We start from the raw sequence: 16,690 nt of genomic DNA, 5'->3' as shown, positions 1-16,690 counted from the left end.
GAACCTCATCCACCGAAGTGGACGGGGTATCAACTTCTGGCGTTGATTTTTGGCACGCTGTTGAGTTCTCAAGGAACGGACGCTTCCTTCGTACTCACCCTCGCGGGTTTTCCTCCGGGCGCTTCCTTTGTTCTTCGTTTTGTTCTTGCGTTTCCGACTCTACCAGACTCTCTCGTGTCCGATTCCCGGTCGAAGCGGGATTCGCTTTCCAGTTCTCCGCTTTCGCGTTTCCCTTTCCGGCGATTCCAACCTTACCAGACCATTTCCGCGCCGTTTCCGGAATCGGATTTGGATTCTGAGGCCGTTGGAGGGCCTTTCCCTTTCGGGCTGGGCCAGACTTTATCAGGTCTCCCCGGGTCTGTTTCCCACCCTCCTCGCGGACACCGTCCGGGCACACGAGTGTGTCGGGGGGTCGTGCGAGGTGGAGACGTAAACGTACTGGAGCGGGCCCCCTCGGTGCAAATCGGGGGGAGCCCGCTCCTGTTCGGGTCGCTACGACGAGGGTCAGACCTCGACGACGACCGGGAGGATCATCGGGCGGCGGCGGTAGCCGTCCGAGACCCACTTGCCCATCGTGCGACGGATGAGCTGCTGGATCTGGTGCGGTTCGGCGACGCCGTCGGCGGCGGCGCGCGCGATGGCTTCCTCGATCTTGAGCGCCACCGAACCGAACGCGCCGTCGTCGATGCCCGAGCCGCGCGCCTGGATGTTCGGGCCGCTCACGACCTTGCCGGTGGTGCTGTCCACCACGACGTAGACCGAGATGATGCCCTCGTCACCGAGGATGCGGCGGTCCTTGAGCGACGCCTCCGTGACATCGCCGACCGACAGGCCGTCGACGTACACGTAGCCGGCCTGGACCTTGCCGGAGATGCGGGCCTTGCCGTCGATCAGGTCGACGACCACACCGTCCTCGGCGATCACGATCCGGTCCTTCGGTACGCCCGTGAGGGCGCCCAGCTCGGCGTTGGCGCGCAGGTGGCGCCATTCGCCGTGGACCGGCATCAGGTTCCGCGGCTTGCAGATGTTGTAGAAGTACAGCAGCTCGCCCGCGGAGGCGTGACCGGAGACGTGCACCTTGGCGTTGCCCTTGTGCACGACGTTGGCGCCCCACCGGGTCAGGCCGTTGATCACGCGGTAGACCGCGTTCTCGTTGCCCGGGATCAGGGACGACGCGAGGATCACGGTGTCCCCGGGGACGATCCGGATCTGGTGGTCGCGGTTGGCCATCCGGGACAGGGCGGCCATCGGCTCGCCCTGGGAGCCGGTGCAGACCAGGACGACCTCGTGGGCCGGCAGGTCGTCGAGGGTCTTCACGTCCACGACGAGACCGGCCGGGACCCGCAGGTAGCCGAGATCACGCGCGATGCCCATGTTGCGGACCATCGAGCGGCCGACGAAGGCGACCCGACGGCCGTACTCGTGGGCCGCGTCCAGGATCTGCTGGATGCGGTGCACGTGGCTGGCGAAACTCGCCACGATGATCCGGCTGTGGGCGTTGGCGAAGACCGTGCGCAGGACGTTGGAGATCTCCCGCTCCGGCGGCACGAAGCCCGGGACCTCTGCGTTCGTCGAGTCGGAGAGCAGAAGGTCGATGCCTTCCTCGCTCAGCCGCGCGAACGCGTGGAGGTCGGTGAGGCGGCTGTCCAGCGGGAGCTGGTCCATCTTGAAGTCGCCGGTGGCCACGACCAGGCCGGCGGGGGTCCGGATGGCCACGGCCAAGGCGTCCGGGATGGAGTGGTTGACGGCGATGAACTCGCAGTCGAAGGGGCCGAGGGCCTCCCGTTCGCCTTCCTTCACCTCAAGGGTGTAGGGGCGGATCCGGTGCTCCTGGAGCTTCGCCTCGATGAGGGCCAGCGTCAGTTTGGAGCCGATCAGCGGGATGTCCGGCTTCTCCCGGAGGAGGTAGGGGACGGCGCCGATGTGGTCCTCGTGGCCGTGCGTGAGGACGATGCCCTCGATGTCGTCGAGCCGGTCCCGGATGGACGAGAAGTCCGGAAGGATCAGGTCGATGCCCGGCTGCTCCTCCTCGGGGAAGAGAACGCCGCAGTCGACGATCAGGAGGCGGCCGTCGAACTCGAAGACGGTCATGTTGCGGCCGATCTCACCGAGACCGCCCAGGGGGGTGACCCGGAGGCCGCCCTTGGGGAGCTTCGGGGGCGGGCCGAGTTCAGGATGCGGATGGCTCAAAAGTCTCTCCTCACCACGCACGCCACGTACCTCGAAGGCACGTGGCGCGCATGTCATTCGTGCACTTGCTCTTGTCTGTTGTGATCTTGCTTGTTCAGTTGTGTCGGTCGTGCCGGCCGTGCTTGTTCAGTTGTGAAGTCTGTTGTCAGAGCTGTACCCCGCCGGCGGCAAGATCGATCTTGAGCTGCGCCGTCTCTTCGGCGGTCAGCTCGACCAGCGGGAGCCGCAGCGGACCCGCGGGCAGTCCCTGGAGGTTCAATGCGCCCTTGGTGGTCATCACACCCTGGGTGCGGAACATGCCGGTGAAGACGGGGAGCAGCTTCTGGTGGATCTCGGCGGCCTTCTGGACGTCGCCGCCCAGGTGGGCTTCGAGCATCGTGCGCAGCTCCGGGGTGACCAGGTGGCCCACCACGGAGACGAAGCCGACCGCGCCGACCGACAGGAGCGGCAGGTTCAGCATGTCGTCGCCGGAGTACCAGGCCAGGCCGCTCCGCGCGATGGCCCAGCTGGCGCGGCCGAGGTCCCCCTTGGCGTCCTTGTTGGCGACGATACGGGGGTGTTCGGCGAGCCGTACGAGGGTTTCGGTGTCGATCGGCACACCGCTGCGGCCCGGGATGTCGTAGAGCATGACCGGCAGCCCGGTGGCGTCGGCGATCGCCGTGAAGTGCCGGAAGAGGCCTTCCTGCGGCGGCTTGCTGTAGTACGGGGTGACCGCGAGCAGGCCGTGGGCGCCGGTGCGCTCGGCCTGACGGGCGAGCTCCAGGGTGTGGCGGGTGTCGTTGGTGCCGATGCCGGCGACCACGTGGGCGCGGTCCCCGACCGCTTCGAGTACGGCTCGTACGAGGTCGTTTTTCTCCGCGTCGGTGGTGGTCGGCGACTCACCGGTGGTGCCGTTGACGATCAGGCCGTCGTTGCCTGCGTCCACCAAGTGGACGGCGAGCCGCTGCGCGCCGTCGAGGTCGAGTGCGCCATCCGCCGTGAACGGCGTGATCATGGCGGTGAGGACCCGCCCGAAGGGGGTCTGCGGAGTCGAGATCGGAGCCATGGGTAACACGCTACTCGCTGCCACGCCCGGGGCATCCCTTAGGGGGACGTCAACGAGGTGTGGCTCCCCCATATGACTGCGGAGTGTGACCGCCGGATTGTTGGAGCCCGGCACTGCCTGCTCGGGGGTTCAAGCAGTGCCGGGTCCGTTTGATCAGCCTAGATGAACTTTCCGAAACGCCGCAATACGGACACTTGGGACTTGCCTTCCGACATCCGTGCGCGACCGACCGTTTCCGGCCTTACGGGGCGACGCGGCCGTTCGCGTTGAAGGCGGCGTAGGTGAGCGGCATGAGCGCCGCCCAGTGCCGCTCCATCTTCTCGCCGACCATCTCGATCTCCCGCTGCGGGAAGGACGGGGTGGTCGCCAGCTCGTGCTGGGTGCGCAGGCCGAGGAAGTGCATGAGCGAGCGCGCGTTGCAGGTGGCGTACATCGAGGAGAAAAGTCCGACCGGCAGGACCGAACGGGCAACCTCACGGGCCACGCCCGCCGCCAGCATCTCCTGGTACGCCTCGTAGGCCTGGCGGTACGAGTCCTCCATCACGCGGCCGGTCAGCTCCTGCTGCGCCTCGGTGCCCTCCACGAACACGTACTTGCCGGGGCGCCCTTGCTGGACGAGCTTGCGCTCGGTGTCGGGGACGTAGAAGACCGGCTGGAGCTCCCTGTAGCGGCCGGATTCCTCGTTGTAGGACCAGCCGACGCGGTGGCGCATGAACTCGCGGAACACGAAGATCGGGGCGCTGATGAAGAAGGTCATCGAGTTGTGCTCGAAGGGACTGCCGTGGCGGTCGCGCATCAGGTAGTTGATCAGGCCCTTGGAGCGCTCCGGGTCCTTCTGCAACTCCTCCAGCGACTGCTCGCCGGCCGTGGAGACACGGGCGGCCCACAGGACGTCGGAGTCGGCGGCGGAGTGCTTCACCAGCTCCACCGTCACATCACTGCGGAAGCTGGGTTTCAGGTCTGAAGCGGCGGTATCGCTCACTGGGGTCCTTCCAAACGTGTCGCACCTGGGGCGCGCCCACTCTACGGCGCCGGGCGGCGCTCCCCTCCCGGGCCCGGAGGGCGACGGGTCGCGCGCGAACGGTCGACGGCCCGCCGGACGAACCGCGGAGATGTCCGAAATCCGGCACCTCTCGGGGTGTTCGCGCGTCCTACTGGGAGAAGGACCACCCATCGGCCCCCGGGCCCCGAACACAAGGAGAGTCGCCTTCATGTTCCTCCGGCGCGAACCCGTCCCGTTCACCTTCGTCGCCGAGGCCGAGCGTTTTCGCAGTAACGTCACTCCGCCGCCGCGCGAGAGTCTGAGCAAGACTCAGCTCGCCGCCCGTACGCTGGTCGGACTGACCGTGGTGGCCGGGCTCGTCGGCTCGCTGCTCTTCGGCATGCCGGCGCTGCAGCCGCACGAGGCGCCCGCGAAGTCACAGCAGTCGCAGGCCTCCGAGGGGCGGTAGCCTCACGGACACAGCCCAACCGAACGTGCATGTGAGTGAGGTCCAGCCGTGCCCCTGCCCTTCTTGACGGCCGACGGCGTAGCCGACGAGCACGAAGACGAAGCCCTCCCCCACGACGACCACGACCGATGGCGCCGTCCCTACCGACCCGGCCCCTGCCGGGTGGCGATCGCGGCGCTGCTGCTCCTGCTGACCGCCTTCATGCTCCTCGCCACGATGATCATCGCCTTCGCGGGGGCGTGGGGCGGCGCCGTCGTGTGCCTGGCCGCCGCGCTGACGGTGCTGGGCGGGACGCTGCGGCTGCTGTACACCGGCGTCTGGGTGAGCCGTACGGGACTGCGCCACGTGGCGTTCTTCCGCACGCGCTCGATCCCGTGGAGCGCGGTCGACGGGATCACGACGGTCCGACAGCCGGTGCGTTGGCTCGGACTGCCGCGGACCGTACAGGGTCAGGCCCTGACCGTCTCGGCGCAGGGCGACGGCACGGCGCTCCCGGTCCTACTCACCGACCACGACGCCGACTTCCTGTCGCGTGGCGAGGCCTTCGAGCGGGCCGCCGACGTGGTCGGGGCCTGGGCCGACGAGTACCGGGCCGTGCCCGTCTAGGGCGGCCCGGGCCGTGCCGGCCTAGGTCGGTCGCGACCGAAACCCGTGCAGGCGCCTTTCAGGCCTGTACGGGCTTCCCGTCGTGCAGGGCGATCGCCCGCTGCATGGCCTTGCGGGCCCGCGGCGTGTCTCGGGCGTCGTGGTAGGCGACGGCGAGGCGGAACCAACTGCGCCAGTCGCCCGGCGCGTCCTCGGTCTCGGCCTTGCGGCGCGCGAAGACCTCGTCGGCGGAGTCCCGCAGGATCCGGCCGTACTGGTCGCGCTCCAGCTCGTCGACGGGCAGGGCGCCCTCGGCCTCCAGCTCGGCGGCGAGCCGGTTGGCCTTGGTGACGAAGCGGGTGTTCATCCAGAGGAACCAGATCCCGATGACGGGCAGGACCAGGACCGCCACCCCGAAGGTGACGGTCAGCAAGGTGCCCTGCCCGATCAGCATCAGGCCCCGGCTGCCGACCAGGACGAAGTAGACGACCAGGACGGCGGCCGTGAGGAAGTACGTGATCTTCGCGCGCATGGGTACTACTGCCTGCTCATCAGCCGAGGTCGAGGAAGTGTTCCAGGCCGAAGGTGAGGCCCGGGGTCTGCGTCACGCGGCGCGCGCCGAGCAGGATGCCCGGCATGAAGCTGCGGTGGTGCAGGGAGTCGTGACGGATGGTCAGCGTCTCGCCCTCGCCGCCGAGGAGCACCTCCTGGTGGGCCAGCAGGCCGCGCAGGCGGATGGCGTGCACCGGCACTCCGTCGACGTCGGCGCCCCGGGCCCCGTCGAGGGCGGTGGCGGTCGCGTCGGGCTGGGCGCCGAGCCCGGCCTCGGCGCGGGCGGCCGCGATGAGCTGCGCCGTACGGGTCGCGGTCCCCGAGGGGGCGTCGACCTTGTTCGGGTGGTGCAGCTCGACGACCTCGACGGACTCGAAGTAGCGGGCGGCCTGGGCGGCGAACTTCATGGTGAGGACGGCGCCGATGGAGAAGTTCGGGGCGATGAGCACCCCGGTCTCCGGGGAGCCGGCCAGCCAGGTGTCCAGCCGGGCGAGGCGGTCCTCGGTCCAGCCGGTGGTGCCGACCACCGCGTGGATGCCGTGGCCGACGAGGAACTCCAGGTTCCCCATCACCGAGTCCGGGGTGGTCAGCTCGACGGCGACCTGGGCGCCGGCGTCGACCAGCGTCTCCGGCTTGTCGCCGCGGCCGAGGGCGGCGACCAGCTCCATGTCGTCGGCGGCCTCGACGGCCTTCGCCGCCTCGGAGCCGATGCGGCCCTGGGCGCCGAGGACCGCCACGCGCAGCTTGCTCATGTTCGCTTCCTTAGGTGCGTACGTGGGCACGTGCGTACGTGCCCACGGGACTAGGCGACCGCTTCGTCGAGGCGGGCGGCCTGCTTCTCCTTGAGCGGCCCGATCACCGCGAGGGACGGCCGCTGGGCCAGTACGTCGCGGGCGACCGCGCGGACCTCGTCCGGGGTCACGGCGGCGATGCGGGCAAGCATGTCGTCGACCGACATCTGGTCGCCCCAGCACAGCTCGCTCTTGCCGATGCGGTTCATGATCGCGCCGGTGTCCTCCAGGCCCAGGACGGTGGAGCCCGAGAGCTGGCCGACGGCCCGCCTGATCTCGTCGTCCGTGAGCCCGTCCGAGGCGACCTTGTCGAGTTCGTCCCGGCAGATGCGCAGGACGTCGTGGACCTGGTTGGGACGGCAGCCCGCGTAGACGCCGAAGAGGCCGGTGTCGGCGAAGCCGGAGGTGTACGAGTACACGCTGTAGGCCAGGCCGCGCTTCTCACGGACCTCCTGGAAGAGCCGCGAGGACATGCCGCCGCCGAGGGCGGTGTTCAGCACGCCGAGCGCCCAGCGGCGCTCGTCGGCGCGGGCCAGGCCGGGCATGCCGAGGACCACGTGGGCCTGCTCGGTCTTGCGGTTGACCAGGTCGACACGGCCGGCGGTGCGGATGCGCTTGGTGCCGCCGCGCGGGCCGACGGGCTCGGCGTCGGCGCGGGTGAGCGCCCCGGCCTTCTCGAAGGCCGCGCGGACCTGGCGTACGACCTTGTTGTGGTCGACGTTGCCGGCGGCGGCCACGACCAGGCGGGTCGGGTCGTAGTGCTTCTTGTAGAAGCGGCGGATCCGCTCGGCGCCCAGGGCGTTGATCGTGTCCACGGTGCCGAGGACGGGCCGGCCGAGGGGCGTGTCGCCGTACATGGTCCGGGCGAACAGGTCGTGGACGCAGTCGCCGGGGTCGTCCTCGGTCATCGCGATCTCTTCGAGGATGACGCCGCGCTCGGCGTCGACGTCCTCCTCGCGGATCAGCGAGCCGGTGAGCATGTCGCAGACCACGTCGATGGCCAGCGGCAGGTCGGTGTCGAGCACCCGTGCGTAATAGCAGGTGTACTCCTTCGCCGTGAAGGCGTTCATCTCGCCGCCGACCGCGTCGATCGCGGAGGAGATGTCGAGGGCACTGCGCTTGTCGGTGCCCTTGAAGAGGAGGTGCTCCAGGTAGTGCGTGGCGCCGTTCAGCGTCGGCGTCTCGTCGCGTGAGCCGACGTTCGCCCAGATGCCGAAGGTGGCCGACCGGACGGACGGCAGGGTCTCGGTGACGATGCGCAGGCCGCCGGGCAGGACGGTGCGGCGGACGGTGCCGATGCCGTTCTGCCCCGTGAGGAGGGTTTGGGTACGGGCGACGGCCCGCCCCTCGGAAGAGGGGCGGGCCGTCACACGGGGACTACGCGACGTCACTTGTCGGAATCGTCCTTCTCGGCGTCCGCGGCGTCTTCGCCCTCGACCACGGGGACGAGGGAGAGCTTGCCGCGGGAGTCGATCTCGGCGATCTCGACCTGGACCTTGGTGCCGACCGCGAGCACGTCCTCGACGTTCTCCACGCGCTTGCCACCGGCGAGCTTGCGGATCTGCGAGATGTGCAGCAGGCCGTCCTTGCCGGGCATCAGGGAGACGAAGGCACCGAAGGTGGTGGTCTTGACGACCGTACCCAGGTAGCGCTCGCCGACCTCCGGCATGGTCGGGTTGGCGATCTGGTTGATCGTGGTGCGGGCGGCCTCGGCGGCCGGGCCGTCGGCGGCACCGATGTAGATGGTGCCGTCGTCCTCGATCGTGATCTCGGCGCCGGTGTCCTCCTGGATCTGGTTGATCATCTTGCCCTTGGGGCCGATGACCTCGCCGATCTTGTCCACGGGGATCTTGACGGTGATGATCCGCGGGGCGTTGGGGGACATCTCGTCCGGCGTGTCGATCGCTTCCATCATCACGTCGAGGATGTGGAGGCGGGCGTCGCGGGCCTGCTTGAGGGCGGCGGCCAGGACCGAGGCCGGGATGCCGTCGAGCTTGGTGTCCAGCTGGAGCGCGGTGACGAACTCCTTGGTGCCGGCGACCTTGAAGTCCATGTCGCCGAACGCGTCCTCCGCACCGAGGATGTCGGTGAGGGCGACGTAGTGGGTCTTGCCGTCGATCTCCTGGGAGATCAGACCCATGGCGATGCCGGCGACGGGGGCCTTGAGCGGCACACCGGCGTTCAGCAGCGACATGGTGGAGGCGCAGACCGAGCCCATGGACGTCGAACCGTTGGAGCCGAGGGCCTCGGACACCTGGCGGATCGCGTAGGGGAACTCCTCGCGCGTCGGCAGGACCGGCACGATCGCGCGCTCGGCGAGCGCGCCGTGGCCGATCTCGCGGCGCTTGGGGGAACCCACGCGGCCGGTCTCGCCGACGGAGTACGGCGGGAAGTTGTAGTTGTGCATGTAGCGCTTGCGGGTCACCGGGGAGAGGGTGTCCAGCTGCTGCTCCATGCGGAGCATGTTGAGGGTGGTGACGCCCAGGATCTGGGTCTCGCCACGCTCGAACAGCGCCGAGCCGTGCACGCGCGGGATGGCCTCGACCTCGGCGGCGAGGGTACGGATGTCCGTGATCCCGCGGCCGTCGATGCGGACCTTGTCCTTGATGACGCGCTCGCGCACCAGGGCCTTGGTCAGGCTGCGGTAGGCGGCGGAGATCTCCTTCTCGCGGCCCTCGAAGGCCGGGAGGAGCTTCTCGGCGGCGATGTCCTTGACGCGGTCGAGCTCGGCCTCGCGGTCCTGCTTGCCCGCGATGGTCAGCGCCTGGGCGAGGTCGCCCTTGACGGCGGCCGCGAGGGCCTCGTACACGTCGTCCTGGTAGTCCAGGAAGACCGGGAACTCGCCCTCGGGCTTGGCGGCCTTGGCGGCGAGGTCGGCCTGGGCCTTGCACAGGACCTTGATGAAGGGCTTCGCGGCGTCCAGACCGGCGGCGACGACCTCTTCGGTCGGCGCCTCGGCGCCGCCCTTGACGAGGGCGATGGTCTTCTCGGTGGCCTCGGCCTCGACCATCATGATCGCGACGTCGCCGTCCTCCAGGACGCGGCCCGCGACGACCATGTCGAAGACGGCGTCCTCGAGCTCGGTGTGCGTCGGGAACGCCACCCACTGGCCGCGGATCAGCGCGACGCGGACGCCGCCGATCGGGCCGGAGAACGGCAGACCGGCCAGCTGGGTGGACGCGGAGGCGGCGTTGATCGCCACGACGTCGTACAGGTGGTCGGGGTTGAGCGCCATGATCGTGGCGACGACCTGGATCTCGTTGCGCAGGCCCTTCTTGAAGGACGGGCGCAGCGGGCGGTCGATCAGGCGGCAGGTGAGGATCGCGTCCTCGGAGGGGCGACCCTCGCGGCGGAAGAAGGAGCCGGGGATCTTGCCGGCGGCGTACTGCCGCTCCTCGACGTCCACCGTGAGGGGGAAGAAGTCGAGCTGGTCCTTGGGCTTCTTCGACGCGGTGGTCGCGGAAAGCACCATCGTGTCGTCGTCCAGGTAGGCAACGGCGGAGCCGGCGGCCTGGCGGGCCAGACGGCCCGTCTCGAAGCGGATGGTGCGGGTGCCGAAGGAACCGTTGTCAATGACGGCCTCGGCGTAGTGGGTCTCGTTCTCCACTAGCGTTTTCTCCATTTTCGTCGTCTCCGTCCGCCACCCGTGTGGTGGTGGACGGTTGCGGAGAAGCGCTCCTGGCGTGCGGGCCGGTCTTCGATCGAAGCACCCGGTTCGTAGCCTTCCGGGGCTTTCCGGATGCCACTACCGAGGACCGGCGGCGTAGGGAGGGCGCTCCTCCTCTTCAGTTGTGCACCTGCGACCAGACTACAAAGCGTCCGGTACGTCTCGCACGTACAGCAAAGGGAGCGGCCCCATCGGTGTGGGAACCGCTCCCTTACAGCGTCTTTACTTGGCGCCGGCCGCACCGCGGCGGATGCCGAGGCGCTCGACCAGCGTACGGAAGCGCTGGATGTCCTTCTTGGCCAGGTACTGCAGCAGGCGGCGACGCTGGCCGACCAGGATCAGCAGACCACGACGGGAGTGGTGGTCGTGCTTGTGGGTCTTGAGGTGCTCGGTCAGGTCCGAGATGCGCTTCGAGAGCATGGCGACCTGGACCTCGGGGGAGCCGGTGTCGCCCTCCTTGGCACCAAACTCTGCGATGATCTGCTTCTTCGTAGCGGCGTCGAGCGGCACGCGTACTCCTCGTTTAGGTCTTCGTAGCCACCGAGTGCCCCAGGTCGAATTCTCTGGGGATCTTCCGTAACTCGGGAGGCGGGGTCCGCTGAGCGCAGCCTCCAGAGATGCTCCGGGGGCGCGTACACAAACGGCCGTCACACAGCGTACCAGGCTGCCGGACTCCGCCCGTCTCAGCTGGTGAGGGCGCGGGCCCGGGAGTAGACGTCGAGCACGGCCAGGGTCAGCGGGACCAGGCTGAGCAGTACCGCCGCCTCGGTGAGGTCGAGCAGCCGTCCCCAGAAGGGTGACAGACCCTTGCGGGGGATGACAAGCGCGATTCCGGCGAGGAGGGCGGCGCCGGCGGCGACGGCGGCGGAGAGCCAGATCGTGCGCAGGTCGAGGCCGCCGCGGTCGTGGTACCTGACGAGCTCCCGGACCAGGTCGGCCGGCGGGTGCAGGGCCAGGCCCAGGACCAGCAGGGCGACGGCGGAGAACCCGGCGACCAGGGCGCACACCACCTGGGAGGTGTAGCGGAAGAGGCGGGCGCGCAGCAGCATCGCGAGTCCGGTGGCCAGGGCCAGCAGTCGGCCCCAGGTGTTGTCGGAGAAGCCGAGGACGGCGGCGGAGGCGACGACGACCGCGGCGCAGCCGCCCGTCAGGCCCAGGAGCATCTCGTGGCCGCGCCGGGCCTGGACCGCTATGGCTTCCGCGTCGAGGGAGGCGCCGAAGTCGTGCCGGTCGGCTCCGGCCGGGTCGGTCGGGTCGCCGTACGGGGCGTCGTGGCCGTCGGGCGTCTCGTAGTCGCGGGTCGAGCTCTGCGGGGCGGCGTAGCCGATGGGCAGGCGGGCGAAGCGGGCGGAGAGGCCGGGCAGGAAGGCGACGAGGCCGATCGCGACGGGCGCGCAGACGGCGGCGGTGGCGGTGGCGGACGCCTCGGTGGCGATGGCCGCGAACGTGGCGAGCGTGCCGGTGGCGGCGAGGAAGGTGGCCGCGACGAAGGGGGCGTCGCCGTGCGGGGTGAGGGCGACCAGGGCGACGGAGGCCACGAGCGCGCAGACGCAGCCGAGCAGGAACTGCAGGCGGCCCGGTCCGTGGCCGGCGACGGGGGCGATGATGCCGGAGCCCGCGATCAGCAGGTGCGGGAGGGCGGCGAGACCGACCGCGACGGCCGAGGCGCCGTCGCGGTAGACCCGGGCGCGTACGCCGGCCGCGGCGGTGAGCAGGACGCCGACCGCGGCGGCGATGATCCCGGGCAGGCCGTGGGTGTCGTGGCGGACGGGATCGGCGTACCAGAGGACGAAGCCGAACAGGACGAGCAGGACGGCGGCGCCGGCAAGGCCCGCGCCGCGCAGCATGTCGTCGCTCCAGCGGTGCCGGTCGCGCACGACAGCGGACGCGACGGCGTCGGAGACGTCGTCGAAGACCGCCGGCGGCAGGGACTCCGCGAAGGGGCGCAGGCTGAGCACCTCGCCGTCGAGCACCTGTTGGGCGGCGAGGGTGCGGGCGCCGTCGAGGACGGCGCCGGAGCGGCGCACGAGGTGGAAGCCGGTGGGGGCGCCGACGGGCTGCGTCTGGCCGGTGAGCCGCAGGAGTTCCGGGTAGACGTCCGCGACGGCGATGTCCTCGGGGAGGGCGACGTCGATGCGACTGTCCGGTGCCACGACGGTGACCCTGCAGAAGCCGGTCGCCTCGGCCGTACTCACCTGTCTGACCCCCTGGTTGCCGTTCCGGCCTCGCGTGTGGCGGTGCCGGATCGCTTCGAGCGCATGTCGCGCGGCCACCCTACCGGGCTTATGACGGACTGTAGGCAAGTAGGATCACCACCCCCGGCCAGGCCCGGGAGTTGAGGGCGCCGGTTGTGACGTCCATCCGTTTTCGAGGGATTGATGCTCCGGTGAGCCAGATCGTCGTGAAACGCCCGCCCAGGTCGCTGCCGCCGGAGGTGCCGGCGGACGAGCTGCGCCTGGAGGCTCCGCCGGAACTTCCGCGGGGCCAGCAGGAGGGCATGTTGATGCAGCTCCTGCCGATGTTGGGCATGGGCTCGTCGGTCGTCTTCTTCTTCATGCCGGGCGCGGCGCCCTTCATGCGCATCATGGGCGTGCTGATGCTGGTGTCCACGGTGGGCATGGTGATCGCCCAGCTGGTGCGCCACCGGCGCGGCACCCAGGGGCAGATGGCGGATGTGCGCCGGGACTACCTCAAGTACCTGGCGCAGACGCGTCGTCAGGTGCGCAGGACCGCGCGGGCGCAGCGTGACGCGCAGTTGTACCTGCACCCCGCGCCGGACCAGTTGTGGTCGGTGGTGGCGGAGGGTTCGCGGCTGTGGGAGCGGCGGGTCGGCGACGAGGACTTCGGGCAGGCCCGGTTGGGCCTGGGTTCCCAGCGGCTGGCGACGCCGCTGGTGGCCCCGGACACGGCGCCCGTGGACGAGCTGGAGCCCTTGACGGCCGGGGCGATGCAGCGCTTCCTGAAGGTGCACTCCTCGCTGGACGGGCTGCCGGTGGCGGTGTCGATCCGGGCGTTCTACCACGTGACGGTGTCCGGGGAGGCCGAGTCGGCGCGCGGTACGGCGCGGGCGCTGGTGGCGCAGCTGGCGACGCTGCACTCCCCCGAGGACCTGATGGTCGCGGTGGTGGCGGCGCCGGGCGCGGTGCCGTCCTGGGACTGGACGAAGTGGCTTCCGCACACGCAGCTTCGGGGGCAGGTCGACGGGGCGGGCACGAAGCGGCTGTTCGGGGACGACCTGGCCGAGCTGGAGGGGCTGTTGGGCTCCCGGCTGGAGGGGCGGCCCCGGTTCAGTCGGGACGTCTCGCCGGTGTTGGACCAGCCGCACCTGGTGGTCGTGCTCGACGCCAACTCGCAGCGCGGCGGTCTGGTGCCGCCGGACTCGGCGTTCGCGGCGGTCGAGGGGCTACAGGGCGTGACCATCGTCGAGGTGGTTGCGGGCGAGCTCGACGAGCCGCGCGGCGGGCTCTCGGTCGTGGTGCGGCCGGGCCGGCTGCGGCTGGAGTCGGGTTCGGGCGTCGCGTACGAGGGGGTCCCGGACACGTTGTCACTGCCGGCGGCGGAGGCTCTGGCTCGGCAGCTGGCGCCGTTGCGCACCGGTGGCGGTGACGACGACGAGCCGCTGCTGGCGAACCTGGACTTCACGGACCTGCTGAACCTGGGCGACGCGGCCCAGGTGGACGTGTCCCGCACCTGGCGGCCGCGGTCGGCCGGTGAGCGGCTGCGCGTGCCGATCGGTGTCGGCGAGGACGGCACGCCGGTCATGTTGGACCTGAAGGAGGCCGCGCAGGAGGGCATGGGCCCGCACGGCCTGTGCGTGGGCGCGACGGGTTCGGGCAAGTCGGAGCTGCTGCGCACGCTGGTGCTGGGCCTGGCGGTCACGCACACCTCGGAGACGCTGAACTTCGTCCTCGCGGACTTCAAGGGCGGTGCGACGTTCACGGGCATGGGGCAGCTCCCGCACGTGGCGGCCGTGATCACGAACCTGGCGGACGACCTGACCCTCGTGGACCGGATGGGCGACTCCATCCGCGGCGAGTTGCAGCGCCGCCAAGAGCTGCTGCGGTCGGCGGGCAACTACGCGAACATCCACGACTACGAGAAGGCGCGCGCGGCGGGTGCCCCGCTGGAGCCGCTCGCCTCGCTGGTCCTGGTCATCGACGAGTTCTCCGAACTGCTCACCGCCAAGCCCGACTTCATCGACATGTTCATCCAGATCGGCCGGATCGGCCGCTCGCTGGGTGTGCACCTGTTGCTCGCCTCGCAGCGTCTGGAGGAGGGCAAGCTGCGCGGCCTGGACACGTACCTGTCGTACCGGATCGGTCTGCGGACCTTCTCGGCGGCGGAGTCGCGGACGGCGATCGGCGTGCCGGACGCGTACCACCTGCCCTCGGTGCCGGGTTCGGGGTACTTGAAGTTCGGCACGGACGAGATGACCCGCTTCAAGGCGGCGTACGTCTCGGGCACCTACCGTTCGGGCGGCCCCAACCTGTCGGTGGGGCCGTTCCCGGTGGAGCGGCGCCCCGCGCTGTTCACCGCGGCTCCGGTGCCGGTGGTGTACGCGGCCCCGGACCCGGCGTACCTCGCGGCGCAGGAGACGCGGGGGGACGACGCGCTCGCCGACACTGTGCTGGACGTGATCGTGGGCCGGCTGGAGGGGCAGGGGGTGCCGGCGCACCAGGTGTGGCTGCCACCGCTCGACCAGGCGCCGCCGCTGGACCAGCTGCTGCCGGCGCTGGCGCCGAGCGAGGCGCGGGGGCTGCACGCGGAGGGCTACACGCGGCCCGGTGGGCTCGTCGTCCCGCTCGGTCTCATCGACAAGCCGTTCGAGCAGCGGCGGGAGGTGCTGTACCGGGACTTCTCGGGGGCGGCGGGCCACATGATGGTGGTCGGCGGCCCGCAGTCGGGCAAGTCGACGCTGATGCGGACGCTGATCTCCTCGTTCGCGCTGACGCACACCCCGCGCGAGGTGCAGTTCTACGGGTTGGACTTCGGCGGCGGTTCCCTTTCGTCGGTCGCCGACCTGCCGCACGTGGGCGGGATCGCCTCCCGCCTGGACCCGGAGCGGGTGCGGCGCACGGTCGCGGAGGTGGCGGGCGTACTGAACCGGCGGGAGGAGTTCTTCCGGGCTAACGGCATCGACTCGATCGGCACCTATCGGCGTCGGCGGGCGGCCGGCGAGCTGCCCGGCGAGGCGTGGGGCGACGTGTTCCTCGTGATCGACGGCTGGGGCGGTTTCCGGGGCGAGTACGAGGGCCTGGAGCAGGTCGTCACGGACATCGCGTCCCGGGGTCTGGGATACGGCATCCACGTGGTGGTCACCGCGGCGCGGTACATGGAGGTCCGGGCCGCGCTCAAGGACCAGATCCTGAGCCGGCTGGAGCTGCGACTCGGTGACGTCATGGACTCCGAGTTCGACCGCAGGGTGGCCGCGAACGTGCCGACGGGCATGCCGGGCCGCGGCCAGGTGCCGGAGAAGCTGCACTTCCTGGGCGCCCTGCCGCGCATCGACGGTTCGCACAGCGCGGAGGACCTCTCGGAGGGCACGGCCGCCTTCGTGGCCTCGGTCAAGGCGAACTGGGCGGGGCCCTCCGCTCCGGGGGTGCGGCTGTTGCCTCGACTCCTGCACGCGGACCAGTTGCCCAAGGGCGGCGAGTTCCCCCGACACGGCATCTCGATCGGTGTCGGCGAGACGGACCTGGAGCCGGTGTTCGTCGACTTCGAGACGGACCCGTTCTTCCTGGTCTTCGGCGAGAGCGAGTCGGGCAAGACCAACCTGCTGCGGCTCATCGCGCAGCGCATCGCCGAGCGGTACGGCCCGGACGAGGCCAAGCTCGTCGTCGGCGACTACCGGCGCGGCCTGCTCGGGGCGCTGCCGGAGGAGCACCTGCTGGAGTACGCGCCGATGGCGAACTCGCTGCAGACGCACATGGAGGCGCTGGGCGGGGTGTTCTCCCGCAGGCAGCCGCCGGACGACGTCACCCCGCAGCAATTGCGGGACCGCAGCTGGTGGACGGGTCCGGACGTCTTCATCATCATCGACGACTACGACCTCGTCGCCGGCAGTCAGGGCAATCCGCTGACGCAGCTCGTGGAGTTCCTGCCCTTCGCCCGGGACACGGGGGTGCGCTTCATCATCGCGCGGAACTCCGCCGGTGCCTCGCGCGCGCTGTACGAGCCGTTCATGCAGCGGATCAAGGAGCTGGGCGCGCAGGGCGTGGTGCTGTCCGGTGACCCGTCCGAGGGCGACCTGCTGGGCAACGTCAGGCCGCGTCCGCTGCCGCCGGGCCGGGCCCACTTCGTCTCGCGCCGGCGCGGTACGTCGCTGGTCCAGATCGGGCGGCTGCCGGTTTCGGGGGCGTGAGAAGCGCGAACGCTCCCCGTGACGTCGCCCGGGCACCGATAATCGGGC

12 protein-coding genes are annotated in these 16,690 nt (G+C 70.2%); 3 read left to right on the top strand and 9 right to left on the bottom strand.

Translation table 11 applies throughout. The annotated features are described in order from the left end of the window. Window positions 1–504 precede the first annotated feature (504 nt). The 3 genes from E6R62_RS12880 to thyX form a co-directional block, all read right to left on the bottom strand. Window positions 505–2,190, bottom strand: coding sequence for a ribonuclease J (locus E6R62_RS12880; protein WP_136213501.1), 1,686 nt, complete (start codon window positions 2,188–2,190; stop codon window positions 505–507). Between the two features lie 145 nt (window positions 2,191–2,335). Then, on the bottom strand, window positions 2,336–3,235 hold the full coding sequence (dapA, locus tag E6R62_RS12875) for a 4-hydroxy-tetrahydrodipicolinate synthase (protein ID WP_136213500.1): 900 nt from the start codon (window positions 3,233–3,235) through the stop codon (window positions 2,336–2,338). 241 nt (window positions 3,236–3,476) lie between these two features. Further along, window positions 3,477–4,217: an FAD-dependent thymidylate synthase gene (gene thyX, locus E6R62_RS12870; RefSeq protein WP_136213499.1), complete on the bottom strand. Its 741-nt coding sequence runs from the start codon at window positions 4,215–4,217 to the stop codon at window positions 3,477–3,479. Between the two features lie 229 nt (window positions 4,218–4,446). Here thyX and E6R62_RS12865 point away from each other — a divergent pair, with 229 nt between their 5' ends. Together E6R62_RS12865 and E6R62_RS12860 are read left to right on the top strand one after the other, a co-directional pair. Then, complete coding sequence (locus tag E6R62_RS12865) at window positions 4,447–4,686, top strand: hypothetical protein (protein WP_136213498.1); 240 nt, start codon at window positions 4,447–4,449, stop codon at window positions 4,684–4,686. A gap of 48 nt (window positions 4,687–4,734) precedes the next feature. Further along, window positions 4,735–5,292 carry a PH domain-containing protein gene (locus tag E6R62_RS12860; protein WP_136213497.1) on the top strand — a complete coding sequence of 186 codons (558 nt, stop codon included), beginning with the start codon at window positions 4,735–4,737 and terminating at the stop codon, window positions 5,290–5,292. Between the two features lie 58 nt (window positions 5,293–5,350). Here the strand turns inward: E6R62_RS12860 and E6R62_RS12855 are convergent, their stop codons facing one another. The 6 genes from E6R62_RS12855 to eccD form a co-directional block, all read right to left on the bottom strand. Continuing rightward, window positions 5,351–5,803: a hypothetical protein gene (locus E6R62_RS12855; protein WP_136213496.1), complete on the bottom strand. Its 453-nt coding sequence runs from the start codon at window positions 5,801–5,803 to the stop codon at window positions 5,351–5,353. A 19-nt stretch (window positions 5,804–5,822) separates the two neighbouring features. Next, a complete protein-coding gene (gene dapB, locus E6R62_RS12850; protein WP_136213495.1) occupies window positions 5,823–6,575 on the bottom strand; it encodes a 4-hydroxy-tetrahydrodipicolinate reductase in 753 nt (250 codons plus the stop codon). A gap of 50 nt (window positions 6,576–6,625) precedes the next feature. Continuing rightward, window positions 6,626–8,005, bottom strand: coding sequence for a pitrilysin family protein (locus tag E6R62_RS12845; protein WP_136213494.1), 1,380 nt, complete (start codon window positions 8,003–8,005; stop codon window positions 6,626–6,628). Beyond that, the gene (locus tag E6R62_RS12840; protein WP_136213523.1) at window positions 8,002–10,221 is read right to left on the bottom strand and encodes a polyribonucleotide nucleotidyltransferase; all 2,220 of its coding nucleotides are present in this window, start codon (window positions 10,219–10,221) and stop codon (window positions 8,002–8,004) included. Before E6R62_RS12840 ends, E6R62_RS12845 begins: the two co-directional genes overlap by 4 nt. A 282-nt stretch (window positions 10,222–10,503) precedes the next feature. Further along, on the bottom strand, window positions 10,504–10,791 hold the full coding sequence (gene rpsO / locus E6R62_RS12835) for a 30S ribosomal protein S15 (protein ID WP_136213493.1): 288 nt from the start codon (window positions 10,789–10,791) through the stop codon (window positions 10,504–10,506). A 173-nt stretch (window positions 10,792–10,964) separates the two neighbouring features. Further along, a complete protein-coding gene (gene eccD / locus E6R62_RS12830) occupies window positions 10,965–12,476 on the bottom strand; it encodes a type VII secretion integral membrane protein EccD (RefSeq protein ID WP_136213492.1) in 1,512 nt (503 codons plus the stop codon). 191 nt (window positions 12,477–12,667) lie between these two features. Here eccD and eccCa point away from each other — a divergent pair, with 191 nt between their 5' ends. Continuing rightward, window positions 12,668–16,642 carry a type VII secretion protein EccCa gene (gene eccCa, locus E6R62_RS12825; RefSeq protein ID WP_136213491.1) on the top strand — a complete coding sequence of 1,325 codons (3,975 nt, stop codon included), beginning with the start codon at window positions 12,668–12,670 and terminating at the stop codon, window positions 16,640–16,642. Window positions 16,643–16,690: the final 48 nt, after the last annotated feature.

Origin of the sequence: Streptomyces sp. A1136 (genome assembly GCF_004795055.1) — a bacterium.
Taxonomy (GTDB): Bacteria; Actinomycetota; Actinomycetes; order Streptomycetales; family Streptomycetaceae; genus Streptomyces.
This window is presented reverse-complemented; position numbering and strand designations above follow the sequence as displayed.

Coding starts and splice junctions, on each gene's coding strand:
- dapB (WP_136213495.1), bottom strand. CDS start 6,575: ATGAGCAAGCTGCGCGTGGCGGTCCTCGGCGCCCAGGGCCGCATCGGC.
- dapA (WP_136213500.1), bottom strand. CDS start 3,235: ATGGCTCCGATCTCGACTCCGCAGACCCCCTTCGGGCGGGTCCTCACC.
- E6R62_RS12855 (WP_136213496.1), bottom strand. CDS start 5,803: ATGCGCGCGAAGATCACGTACTTCCTCACGGCCGCCGTCCTGGTCGTC.
- E6R62_RS12865 (WP_136213498.1), top strand. CDS start 4,447: ATGTTCCTCCGGCGCGAACCCGTCCCGTTCACCTTCGTCGCCGAGGCC.